Source organism: Nostoc sp. ChiVER01 (genome assembly GCF_034531155.1).
Classification (GTDB): Bacteria; Cyanobacteriota; Cyanobacteriia; order Cyanobacteriales; family Nostocaceae; genus Nostoc.
In genome coordinates this window covers 5,106-17,715 of sequence record NZ_JAVRBS010000007.1, presented here as the reverse complement: position 1 = coordinate 17,715, position 12,610 = coordinate 5,106, and the positions used below count along the sequence as shown (strand labels likewise).

12 protein-coding genes and 1 pseudogene are annotated in these 12,610 nt (G+C 41.4%); 9 read left to right on the top strand and 4 right to left on the bottom strand.

The annotated features are described in order from the left end of the window. Positions 1-40: 40 nt before the first annotated feature. Positions 41-916, bottom strand: a complete 876-nt coding sequence (locus RMY00_RS11400) for a phosphodiester glycosidase family protein (RefSeq protein ID WP_322647650.1) — start codon at positions 914-916, stop codon at positions 41-43. Positions 917-1,308: 392 nt separating this feature from the next. Between RMY00_RS11400 and RMY00_RS11395 the strand changes: the two genes are divergently transcribed. Then, positions 1,309-1,629 carry a hypothetical protein gene (locus RMY00_RS11395; protein WP_322647649.1) on the top strand — a complete coding sequence of 107 codons (321 nt, stop codon included), beginning with the start codon at positions 1,309-1,311 and terminating at the stop codon, positions 1,627-1,629. 288 nt (positions 1,630-1,917) lie between these two features. On the opposite strand, the gene RMY00_RS11390 is transcribed toward RMY00_RS11395, so the two are convergent. Together RMY00_RS11390 and RMY00_RS11385 are read right to left on the bottom strand one after the other, a co-directional pair. Beyond that, positions 1,918-4,086, bottom strand: a complete 2,169-nt coding sequence (locus RMY00_RS11390) for a PAS domain S-box protein (RefSeq protein WP_322647648.1) — start codon at positions 4,084-4,086, stop codon at positions 1,918-1,920. Positions 4,087-4,546: 460 nt separating this feature from the next. Then, positions 4,547-5,005, bottom strand: a complete 459-nt coding sequence (locus RMY00_RS11385; protein WP_322647647.1) for a DUF6920 family protein — start codon at positions 5,003-5,005, stop codon at positions 4,547-4,549. A 230-nt stretch (positions 5,006-5,235) separates the two neighbouring features. On the opposite strand from RMY00_RS11385, the gene RMY00_RS11380 reads away from it, so the two are divergent. From RMY00_RS11380 to RMY00_RS11355, 6 genes are all read left to right on the top strand, one after another. Next, on the top strand, positions 5,236-6,579 hold the full coding sequence (locus RMY00_RS11380; protein WP_322647646.1) for an adenylosuccinate synthase: 1,344 nt from the start codon (positions 5,236-5,238) through the stop codon (positions 6,577-6,579). Positions 6,580-6,655: 76 nt separating this feature from the next. Beyond that, a complete protein-coding gene (locus tag RMY00_RS11375; RefSeq protein WP_322647645.1) occupies positions 6,656-7,273 on the top strand; it encodes a 50S ribosomal protein L25/general stress protein Ctc in 618 nt (205 codons plus the stop codon). Positions 7,274-7,348: 75 nt separating this feature from the next. Beyond that, positions 7,349-8,878, top strand: coding sequence for an AAA family ATPase (locus RMY00_RS11370; protein ID WP_322647644.1), 1,530 nt, complete (start codon positions 7,349-7,351; stop codon positions 8,876-8,878). Positions 8,879-8,957: 79 nt separating this feature from the next. Further along, entirely contained in the window at positions 8,958-9,467 is a 510-nt protein-coding gene (locus tag RMY00_RS11365; RefSeq protein WP_322647643.1) for a hypothetical protein, read from the top strand. A 134-nt stretch (positions 9,468-9,601) separates the two neighbouring features. Continuing rightward, positions 9,602-10,393, top strand: coding sequence for a YdcF family protein (locus tag RMY00_RS11360; protein ID WP_322647642.1), 792 nt, complete (start codon positions 9,602-9,604; stop codon positions 10,391-10,393). Positions 10,394-10,469: 76 nt separating this feature from the next. Next, positions 10,470-10,691 carry a hypothetical protein gene (locus tag RMY00_RS11355; protein ID WP_322647641.1) on the top strand — a complete coding sequence of 74 codons (222 nt, stop codon included), beginning with the start codon at positions 10,470-10,472 and terminating at the stop codon, positions 10,689-10,691. 5 nt (positions 10,692-10,696) lie between these two features. Here the strand turns inward: RMY00_RS11355 and RMY00_RS11350 are convergent, their stop codons facing one another. Continuing rightward, on the bottom strand, positions 10,697-10,918 hold the full coding sequence (locus RMY00_RS11350; RefSeq protein ID WP_416212062.1) for a ferredoxin-thioredoxin reductase variable chain: 222 nt from the start codon (positions 10,916-10,918) through the stop codon (positions 10,697-10,699). A 943-nt stretch (positions 10,919-11,861) separates the two neighbouring features. Between RMY00_RS11350 and RMY00_RS11345 the strand changes: the two genes are divergently transcribed. Further along, positions 11,862-12,041 (top strand): hypothetical protein, encoded by a 180-nt coding sequence (locus tag RMY00_RS11345; protein ID WP_322647640.1) that lies wholly within the window; start codon positions 11,862-11,864, stop codon positions 12,039-12,041. A gap of 51 nt (positions 12,042-12,092) precedes the next feature. Continuing rightward, positions 12,093-12,610: pseudogene (locus RMY00_RS11340) on the top strand (integrin alpha); the annotation flags it as partial.

Genomic DNA, 12,610 nt, shown 5'->3' with positions numbered 1-12,610 from the left:
AAGCATTACCTACTCAAGTTTACCTAATTGATGACACGCCCTAGTTTTCCTGAACCAGCAAAACTGATTTCACGGGACGCTTTATAGGATTTCCTTCCAAATCAACCTTCCCGTAAAAAGTTTTGCCATTGTAATAAAGCGAAGACGAACTCCCCCCATCCAGATTCAGCGCTTGATCAGCACCAAGAGTTTTCATAAAATCAGCTAATGCTGGCAAAGATATCCCATTAGCGGGAGCCGAGGGTTTTTGAGCCACCATAACTAACACAACCCCACCATCACGGGTAATACCTACAGCAGTTCTGGCGTTGGGTTGGTTGCTGCCAAGTGCATCTCGTTTACTGGTATTATCTACAAAGCCCTCTTTTGCTAACGTGAGTTCTGGTAATAAGTTTGGGCCTGCGCCTATAGAATCGACTAACTGACAACCTGCTGGTGTTGACTGACTGTGTATAGCAATGGCATAGCGGTTAGTTTGCCCACATAGGTAGCGGCGAAATTCTGCGCGATTGAATATTTTACCCAGGTAAGGTTTTAAGTTGGGATTGTTCACCAATCGCTCGTTTTTTTTGGGATCAGCTACCAACTTCCCTTGTAGGATGACATAAGATGTAGATTTTTGGTTAACTGGGTCAAAAAAGCCTGCATTCAAAATAGCTACAGCTCGATGTTTTTGGGCAAATTCCTCTACAGTGGCTACCTTCTGTGATAGTGCAGGAGTTACTAAAAATTTGCTATTAGCTGGAATCAACACAACGTGAGCGATGCTTTGGGGTAAAGTGCGCTCGAAGTAACGAATAGTTTTTGGTGGTGAAGATGCAACAGTTGGTATTAACGGCGTTGAGAAACGCAAATTAAACCACAACACCATTCCCAAACTAATTAATACCAAAGCTAGTAGTTTGATTTTCCTCACATTTAAACCCACTTGCGGTTAGCTCAAACAAAGTTAAGTATTAAAAAACAAATAGTGCAGCAGAAACACAAGCATAAGTTAACCGTTTAAAGGTGCTGTTCCCATTGTTACAGAGCGATCGCTAATTTTTGGCTGATGGGAAAAATGCTCTCAAAAGCCTATTAGATTAACTGTCGCACACCTTGCGGTATAAGTATTTTAAAGACTTTTCACTCTTACAAGAGCTTGAAAAGTTTGCTATTATGTACACATCCGCGCAACTAAACCTTAAAACCCAAATACAGCAAAGCTTTCAAAGGTCAGTCGTTGCAAGTTGCAAAACACCTCATTTTGATAGGGATTGAAACGCTTGAAACTTCCTAAAATCCCTATTGGGGATTGAAATTAAGACCATGTTAGAAACCACAAACCTGAAAAATATCTCCAAAAAATTCGCTAGAGCTAGAAATTATGCTTCTTTCAAAGAAAATGAGGCAATGAGAGCTATTGCGTATAGCATGGATTTACTACTACCTGGTTTATATATATGGCTATTTGGTTTTAGTTTTCGCATTGGTGGGAGCGTACCAGATGATATTCCCTATAAATATCCCGGTACAATTCACAGTTATACTGGAATTGCCTTAGTATTACCAGGATATAGGATTTTTACGACTTACCAGGGTAGCTATAACCCTAAACAGACATCAAATACAGGGACTAACAGCTTTTAATTGTACGGTTCTCGACTCAAATACTTTTGAAACCTTAATGACTCAGGCAGGGTATTCAATCTCAGGTAGCGCACCTGCACAGTCTAAGAGAATAAAAGTATGGTGGATTCATAACGAATACGCAAGAGTCGAGTCTGTATATAGTCCAGACAAGACAATAGTGTAGTGATAACGGCGTATCATATTAACTGATATTTTTTATTTCTAGTAACCAATTTCCAACGTCGGCAGAAAGTTTTGGTTAATAGGATTTTTTCTAGTCTGTAATACTTTCACCACCAAAATAAATTAGCCATCTCCTATAATTGATTCCAGTTCTGGAGACAACAAATGTGTGTCTCTGGATGTTGAAGCAGGCAAGTACACTGTAAATTGAGTCCCTCTGCCTACCTGACTGTAAACATTGACAAAACCACCGTGATTTTTAATGATGCCTAACACCGTGGAAAGTCCTAAACCTGTGCCTTTGCCTACCTCTTTGGTAGTAAAAAATGGTTCAAAAATCCGTTGCTGAACTTCCGACGACATCCCCATACCAGTATCCGTTACCACGATCGCAATATAAGAACCCACTTTAGCATCAATATTGATCTGGGCAGAATGTTCACCAATCACCACGTTTTCTGCCGCAATTCTCAATATACCGCCATTGAGCATGGTATCACGGGCGTTGACTACTAAATTTATCAGCACCTGATGTAGCTGAGTTGCGTCTCCACGAACGTACCACAGATTTTTAGGGATCTCTGTTTGGCAAATGATGGATTTGGGGAATGTTTGAGTGATAATTTGCTCAATTTCTGCCATCAAAGGCTGAATTTGGACTATTGTCTGTTTCCCTTCGATGCCCCGTGCAAAAGATAACACTTGCTTGAGCAAATTAGCGCCGCGTTTCACATTATTTTCTAAAGTTTGCAGTATTTGCTGACTTTGGGAATCGGGCAATTTTTTCTGCAATAGTTGAACTGACATTAAAATTGGGGATAGTATATTGTTCAGGTCATGAACGATACCGCCAGCTAGCGTGCCGATACTCTCCAAACGTTGCGATCGCAGAAGTTGAGCTTCCAGCTGTTTCTGCTGCGTAATCTCGGTGTTCACACTCAAAATGGATTTGGGTTGTCCATTATCATCCCGAATCAGTATCCACCGACTTTCAACGATAATTACTTTGCCTTCCCTTGTCAGTTGATGCAACTCACCCCGCCACTCACCCGTATTCATCACTCTCAAGTAAGCATCTTCTAGCTGTGGTGAAATATCTTTATACAAAAGTTGCAAAACATTCTTACCGACAACTTCCGCAGTCTTCCAGCCATACAGACGTTCAGCACCTTGATTCCAAAACAAAATTTGGTTGTGAATATTTCGCACTAGAATTGCATCACTTGATACATCTAGCAGTAACCCTTGTTCACGGATTTTCTGTTCTGCCTGTTTTTGCTGGGTTATGTCTCGCATCAGTGCCAAATGGATGAATGTGCCATCAGATTCGTTACGCAGTGGTACGGCATGAGTTTCTATGTAGCGGCGCGTACCTTTAAATCCAATAATTTCAAACTCCAAAGTCTCTTTATTACCTTGGCAAACACTTTTATGCAAGTCGGCAAAGGCTGCTTTATACTCTGGTACAATTACGGTATCAATAGGTTTACCAATTAATACATCGGCACTTTCCACTTCCATCATTGCCAACCCTTCTGCATTAATTTCTAAAAGAGTTCCATCCTTGGCAATTAACTTGATGCATTCTGGTTCTGCATCTATCATGGCTCGTAAACGATTTTCACTTTGGCGTAAGGCCAGTTCCGTCTGCTGAAGTTGCCTGATATAACGCCACAACAAGTCATATAGCAGCGTCACTAATACTAAATCCACAACAGCAGCGATAAAAAATGTCACTATTGCCTTTTGGGAACTTGCTTGTGACTGCTGCATTCCCTGGTGTAATAAATTTTGTTCCACCTCTAAAGAGTCGTGAATAAGCTGTTGGATTTCTTTGCTACTTTGCCTGTCTTTGTCAGATAAAATTTGCTGCCGAACTACTTCAAATCCCTGGTTTTGTCTAAGGGAAATCTCTTGTTGTAGGAGGTTGAGCCTGTTGCTAATTTTCGGCTCCAGCAAAGAAATCCACTGCCGCTTTTGATGACTATCAGCACTTAACTTGTTAATAATTTGAATATTGTTATTAGTTTTTTGATAAGCCACAAGATAGGTTTGTAAATCATCTGCATCTGCTGTAATTAAGTAATTACGTTGTGCAGTTTCAGTATCTTTGAGTGCAGATTGGATACTTTCAAGTTCAGTAACCACTTTATATGAGGATGTTACCCATTCCTGATTGGAAATCAGCTTGACAGTATTGCTATATGAGACTACAGCATTAGTAAATACAACTGCCAATGCTAGGATGAATATTGCTTTTAGCTTTTGAACTCGATACCATTTTTTGATCATGCGATCGCCCTTCTGCCGCAGATGCCCTCCATCAATTAAAATTAAAATTAAAGATTAAAAGCAAATACTGAGAATAATTTAATAATTGTGACAGCACGGGTAACAAAATACAATCTCTTTAAGTTATAAATATCTAGATTTTAGGGATGATGATTTATACATAGTAGTTACAAATAAATCCGCTAATTTTTAATATAAATTCATTTTTAACAATAGTATAGCCAATGCAGTTGGGATTCGATAAGTTGCCTATCCATAATATTTGTAGAAACGTTGTAATGCAATGTCTCTATATTTGGAATTGTAATTAACCTCACATTAACCGTAAATTCAAAATAAAATCAGGTAATATATCTTTTCCAGATAAGCTAGTAACGCAGGGCAAAAGTCAAATGATATCTTTTTCAATATTTTCAATAAATATTTATGCTGCTAAAAATCTTTTGAATCAAGCTTTTCATCAAAGGACTTCTATCTCAGAAACAAAAGACTCAATATAACGCTCGGTTCCAAACCACCAGCCTGCACTTATGCGAGAGGGAATGGTCAAACCTTCAAAGGTGCGTTCAGCTTGGAATATACCACCAAAGGGAATATAAGTCCAAGTTTTATCTTCTGTGCGTAGGCGTAGCCCGTTGTAGACATCGCCCCAACGTGGCAACCAAACCTGTAAAACCTTGCCGTTAGCATCAATTACTAAAGTCAAGTTGACGGATTCACCATCAATCTGAAAGCTGGCTTGAATCGTGTTATCGTCGATAGCTTTCCATGTGATATTCGGCTGAAGCAATAGAGCCGATGGTAGCCAAAAAAATTCTCCTCCCAGTCGCCCAATGCTTGAACGAGTAAGGGACTTCCAATAAAAAAAATAATCAATCGCTGTGTAGGCAGGGGAGCAGAGGGAAAAGAAAAATATCATTTGAATAAATTGGCTAACTTATTCTCTGGAAGTCCCTAAATTGAAAACAGCCACTACTGCAAAGCGGAAGTCAAAGGTATTTATTGTATTCCGAGCTTCTTACGCCATTTGAAATGATATGTTTATTTCCGCGCCTCATGTACTAAGTAGTTCTAGAATAAGCTTGACATGATTCAAGCAATATGTTAATAATTATAGTTTGTGGAAACTTTACTTCTTAATTTAAGCTCTTGGCTAACGTCATTGTCATAGGTGCCCAATGGGGCGATGAAGGAAAAGGTAAAATAACTGACTTACTCAGCCGTTCCGCAGATGTTGTGGTTCGTTACCAAGGGGGTGTCAATGCTGGACACACGATTGTAGTAAAAGGTCAAACCTTTAAGCTACACTTGATTCCCTCTGGTATTTTATATCCAAATACCGATTGCATTATCGGTTGTGGAACAGTCATCGATCCACAGATTTTGATTGCAGAACTCGACCAATTAAAAGAACTAAATATTTCCACTGACCACCTGCTGATATCTGAGACAGCCCACGTAACAATGCCTTATCATCGATTGATTGACCAGGCATCAGAAGAACGACGGGGAAGCCATAAGATCGGCACAACAGGTCGGGGCATTGGGCCGACTTATGCTGACAAATCTGAACGTACAGGCATTCGGGTTTTAGACTTGATGAACCCGGATGAGCTACGTGAGCAGTTGGAGTGGACGATTAATTATAAAAACGTCATTTTAGAAAAGCTTTACAACTTGCCGCCTCTAGATGCACAAGAGGTGATTGAAGAGTATTTGGGATATGCAGAACGCTTGCGTCCTTACGTTATTGATACATCGTTAAAAATATCCGATGCGATTGGGCGACGGCGGAATATTTTGTTTGAAGGCGCACAAGGTACGCTCCTTGACTTAGATCATGGGACTTATCCTTATGTGACCTCCTCTAATCCTGTAGCCGGGGGGGCTTGCGTTGGGACAGGGGTAGGGCCGACAATGATTGACCGGGTAATTGGAGTGTCGAAAGCCTATACGACACGCGTGGGAGAAGGGCCATTTCCTACAGAATTGGATGGACACTTGGGAGAATTATTGTGCGATCGCGGTGCTGAATTTGGCACAACTACCGGACGCAAACGGCGTTGTGGCTGGTTTGATGCCGTCATCGGTCGCTATGCTGTGCGGATTAACGGCATGGATTGTATGGCGCTCACCAAACTGGATGTCCTCGATGAATTAGAGGAAATCAAAGTTTGTGTCGCTTATGACATAGATGGTCAACGCAGCGAACACTTCCCCACAAGTTCTCGTCAATTTGCTAGATGTCGCCCGATCTACAAAACCTTACCAGGATGGCAAGTGCCAACAACCGACTGCCGCACCCTGGAAGACTTGCCACCGCAAGCACTAGACTATCTAAAATTCCTCGCTGAATTAATGGAAGTCCCGATCGCGATCGTTTCACTAGGAGCAAGCCGCGATCAAACCATAATCGTAGAAGACCCCATCCACGGGCCCAAACGCGCCTTATTGCAGACCGATGGCACACCAGCTACCCTGCTCAGTGCGTAAATTGGCCATTAGTCCTTTGCTAATGACAAATGACTAATGACAAATGACAAATGACTAATGACAAAGGACAACTTCTATGGCTATTACAGTCGAATCTCAAAAACGTCCAGAAGGCAGCAAGCCAAAAGCTTTGCGCCGTGCTGGACTGATACCCGCCAATTTGTATGGTCATAAGGGTACAGAATCCATTTCTTTGACCATTGAAGCCAAAACTGTTGAGCGCTTGCTCAAAAGAGCTTCCGTCAACAACACCTTGATTGAGTTGAATATTGCTGATGCGCCTTGGCGTGGCAAAACCTTGCTGCGAGAACTTCAGATCCATCCAGCAAAAGGTACGCCTTACCACCTCAGCTTTTTCGCAGTTGCGGGCCACGGTGACACTACTGTAGAAGTACCACTGCGTTTTGTGGGAAATGCTATTGGTGTTAAACAAGAAGGAGGTTTTTTAGACACTGTTATCACTGAGTTGCAAGTGAGCTGTGCGCCAGAAAACATCCCTGAAATAATTGAAATTGATGTCTCTAACCTGAAAATCGGAGATAGCTTACGTGTTCACGAGCTAGTCTTGCCTCAAGGTCTTACAGTTATCGGTGATACGGAGCGAGTCGTAGTTAGCGTTTCGCAGCCGCAAATCAGTGCTGCTGCTGAGGATGAGGCAGAGTTAGAGACTGAAACAGCCTCTGAAGCTACGTAAAGTGTGTAATAATTTTTGATGATAGCCAGGAGGAAACTCCTGGTTTTTTTGTATTTGAACCTATATAGCAAAGAGATGACAGAAGTAACTCTTCCAACTTTTATTGAGCAAATGTTGCAACCTGGATTTTATCCCCATGCAGTAACAGAACCTATTCAACTAATTCAAACCCACATTTCTTATGTGCTGCTGACTGGAGATTACGCCTATAAACTAAAAAAACCGATGAATTTTGGTTTTTTAGACTTTTCTACTTTAGAGAAGCGGCAACATTTTTCTCAGGAAGAGTTACGGTTGAATCAACGGGGAGCTGCTGAACTGTATTTGGAAGTATTACCTATAACTTTGGTAGGCGAACAATACCATTTAGGAGGAACTGACGAGCCTGTAGAATATGTACTAAAAATGCGTCAGTTTCCCCAAGAGTCGCTATTAAGTACACTTTTTGAACAGGGTAAGTTGAATGAGACACACCTAGAGGAGTTGGGACGGGTGGTGGCTCAATATCATGCCGAAGCACAGACGAATGATTATATTCGCAGTTTTGGTGAAGTCCTAAAAGTTAGAGCTGCCTTTGACGAGAATTATCAGCAAACTGAAAAGTATATTGGTGGCCCCCAGACTCAGGCGCAATTTACAGAAACAAAGCAATATACAGATAATTTTTTTGTAGAACGTCCAGAATTATTCGCTAGTAGAATTCACAACAACTATATTCGTGAATGTCACGGGGATTTACACCTGAGAAATATAGCCCTGTGGCACGATAAAATCTTGCTATTCGATTGCATTGAATTTAATGAGCCGTTTCGTTTTGTCGATGTGATGTACGATGTGGCATTCACGGTGATGGATTTAGAAGCGCGGCAGCGCAAAGACTTGGGTAATGTCTTTTTAAATTCATACATAGAGCAAACTGGAGATTGGGAAGGCTTACAGGTGCTACCTTTGTATTTAAGCCGTCAGGCTTATGTTCGAGCCAAGGTAACTTCATTTTTGCTAGACGATCCGAGTGTACCCGCAACAGTAAAGGAAGAAGCAACAAAAACTGCTGCTGAGTATTACAAACAAGCTTGGGAATACACTAAACCAAAGCCGGGAGAACTAATTTTGATGTCGGGGTTGTCGGGTTCTGGTAAAAGTACCACAGCAAGGCATTTAGCCCGTCAAATAGGAGCAATTCACCTGCGTTCTGATGCGGTGCGGAAACATTTAGGGGGAATTCCTCTGTGGGAAAAAGGTGGCGATGATTTGTATACCCCTGAGATGACCGAAAAAACTTACACACGGCTGTTGGAATTGGGAATTATTTTAGCTAAACAAGGTTTTCCGGTGATTTTGGATGCCAAGTACGATCGCCAGCAGTTGCGGCAAGAAGCGATCGCTCAAGCTACAAAGCATCAACTTTCCCTTCAAATTATCCAATGTACAGCACCTCTTGAAGTTATAAAAGAGCGCCTGAACAACCGAACTGGTGATATCGCTGATGCCACCGCCGATTTATTAGACTCGCAAATTAAACAAGCTGAACCTTTTACTGAAGAAGAACAACCTTACGTAAAGATTTTGGATACAACTCAACCACAGCAGGCACAATTAAAATAATTCGTAATTTGTAATTCGTAATTGAATGGAAATTTAGGAATTATGAATTAGTAATTAGTTAATAGTCTTTTTTTAATTTATGGCAGACAAAAAGAACGACCTTTTCAGTATTTCTCCCAGCTTCTTTTCTCAGTTATTATTTGGGGCATTTTTAATATTTATATTAATAATGACCGGCTCCTCACCAGCCCTGAGCATCTTCTTGGGTATCATGGGCGGTTTCATCCTTAGCTGGATCACAAATGTAACTGATAATAGCCCCCAAGCACCAAATGTAGCCTCCTCTGATGGTGTCGATACAGGACTGAAATACTGGTTATTTTTCATGCTTGGCTTTGTATATTTGGGCTATCCAGCACCTATGAGTATCTTGCTAGGTGGAATAGGCGCTTTAGCTGGAGGCTGGATTACTGCTTGGTGGGGGAGTAAAGAAGAAACTAGAACTCAGCTGCAAGTTGAAGAATTAGAAGAGGGCCAAATTGAACCAACGAACGACAGGATCAACAAACGGCAAACAAGAAGAACTACCCACCGTTACCGTCGCACCCCTGGTAGTAGTATCAATCTCAGGTTTTGGGAAAAGAAGTAATCTAGGAATTGGAAATTGGAAATTGGGCATGGGGCATAAGAGGCAGAGGGGCAGGGTGCGGGGGGCAGGGGGAAAAACTACTCTTATCCCTTGCTTCTTCCCTACTCCCCACTCCCCATTCCCCATTCCCCACTATGTTTTTATATCTCTCTAAATTACTGCCACTATTTTTTTATCCACTAGGATTAGCCTGCGTAAGTCTGGTAGTAGCATTGATCACGTTGTGGAAACGACCTCGTACTGCCGCGATCGCAATTGCTTTTGCTTTGACTTTATTGCTATTTTGTAGCAACGCTTGGATTGCTAAATCATTAGTGCGATCGCTAGAATGGCAAAATCTTCCACTCGCCCAAATACCAGTTGCAGAAGCGATTGTGGTTTTGGGTGGCGCAACCAAATCAGCTTTTTTCCCAAGACCTACCGTCGATTTGAGTGAAGCAGGCGATCGCGTCATCTACGCCGCACAACTGTATCGCCAAAAAAGAGCGCCTATAATCATTCTTAGCGGCGGGCGTATAGATTGGCGTGGAAGCGGTTCACCGGAATCGGCAGATATGGCAACATTACTCACATCTATTGGTATTCCATCTGAGGCAATTATCCAAGAACCTAAATCTCTAAATACTTATCAAAATGCTGTAAATGTCCGCAAAATTTTGGAGTCTCGTGGCATTCATCAGGTATTATTAGTTACTTCTGCAATGCACACGCCGCGATCGCTTAAGATTTTCCAACACCAAGGAATTAATGTTATTCCTACACCGACAGACTTTCTTGTTAGTCAGGGTGAACTGCAAGAACTCGGCAACACTCCTAAAGCCGCTATACTGAATTTATTACCTGATACCGAAAACTTGCACCAATTTACCAACGCTTTAAAAGAGTATATTGGTTCTTTAGTTTATCGTTTACGCGGTTGGATTTAATAAAAGTTATGAGTTGTTAATTATGAAATGTAGTAATTATCTAAACTCCTAACTCCTAACTCCTAACTTTATTAAGATGTCTAAAAATTTACCTTATATTATGCCATCCCCTCAACCCCAAGTTGAGGAAGCGTTTGCCACTTACCAAACAACTCATCAGTTCTACCACGAAGTTCGTTCACGGTCAGAGTTTCAGCGTTATTGTGAATGGTATCATACTACAGCAGAACAAAACCGCCAAGAGCTTAAAAGAATGCGCGGCGAACTGAACATTTTTCAGTGGTTTCGCCGCCGATAAGTGATTTAGATGATTTCTAACTCATTTTCGCGTAAATGGGCTTTAAACTTTTTACTAAACTGGACTAAAATCGGCAAATTAGCGCTTACGGGTCTGTCTCGCCATTGGGTGGCAATACCTACTACATCGCCTTCAGTACCTTTGATGTCAAAAGGCTGATTGCGATGTTCAGGATGATGATACACTACTACCGATTCTTTAACGCGGACGCGATCGCCAACTTTCATAACAACATTTACACCTAGCATTTTATTTTCCACAAGTATCTGCTACAAAATATATGATTAAATCGCTTAGAATTTGATTTAATCAGCTATTTCTTGACGCTTCATCGGGGTGCAACGGCGCATTTAACCCTCTGCGTCCAGGCACGTTTTAGCAATCCGTGCATACTTTTTTTAGTTTTTTGCCGCGTTAATACCTATCGCCCTTACCCTCTGTGTTTACCCCAAAAGTAGGGAAATGCAAGGAAATAAGCCGATATCAGATGCGCTTACTACTGTGACAAGATATCTAACCTTTTTATCTTCACTCTAGGATGTTCCCCAGGTCAACTCTCTTACCGATTTTCGTGCATAGCAGACGCGCCGTTCTTATCGAATCCACCTCATCTCACTTCTATTCCTCTCTCCGAAGCGGTTACGGTGCTGTAAACAAGTCTTCATAGAGTTTCCCCACAGGCTTCGTTCCCCAATTCCCGAAGATTACTTTCAAAGCCTATGCGCTTCTTGCAGTATGTTCTGGGCAGTATTTGACTTCAACTGTGAGTGTAAGTAGGTGCAGACATTGTGAGAGGCAAAGACAAATCTCCGTGTTATGTTTATATTTTACCAATATTTATATCTTTAGATAGATACCTACACAATCTTGAAAGATAAATATCTACGACAGGCTACATTTATACAAAAACTTTACTTTGCACGTTATAAAGTTAACTACAACTTTATCAGAATTACACTTAGCCTATTGACATTACTTACATATCATCAGAGTATCTAAGTGTTTAAAAAAATATCAAAGTATTTTAAAGATTTAAAAGTCAATTCCTTTGACTAAATGATACCCAAAGACTGCGACTAACATAATTCGTAATTTAATTACGAATTACGAATTATCATTTGCAGTCCAATTTTAGAGGGTAGCAATAGCGATCGCATTATCTACGACACTGTGAATGAGCGGTTATTCTACAAACCCAAAGCCTACCTGATTGTGGAAGTAGCAGTCAATTGGCAGTTCTTAAATAGTGCAAATCATCGAAGGGGACAACAGGAAACATCCCCTTGTTTCTTCATTGACACCAATGTATATCTGTACGCCCTTACTTGGAACACGGAACTTCAAGCTTAGAGCTTTAAAGCCCACTCCCTGACTAACAACAAATAAATATAAGAGAAAATCATGGCTAATTCATTCTTCAATCTCTCTGATTTGAATGGCACTAATGGCTTTAAAATTAACGGCATTGCAGTAGATGACTTCTCAGGCCACTCAGTCAGCAATGCGGGAGACATCAACAACGATGGCATTGACGACCTGATTATTGGGGCAATTTTTGCTGACCCCAACGGCAACTCTGATGCTGGGCAAAGCTATGTAGTGTTTGGGAGGACGAATCTGGGCAGTCGCGGCACCGGCACCTTCTACCTCTCTAATTTGAATGGCACTAATGGCTTTTTCATTAACGGCATTGCAGCAAAGAACTACTCAGCCACCTCAGTCAGCAATGCAGGGGACATCAACAACGATGGCATTGACGACCTGATTATTGGGGCATCTGGTGCCTCCCCCAACGGTATCACTCAAGCTGGGCAAAGCTATGTAGTGTTTGGGGGCAAGAATCTGGGCAGTGGCGGCAGCCTCAACCTCTCTAATTTGAATGGCACTAATGGCTTTTTCATTAACGGCATTGCAGCAAA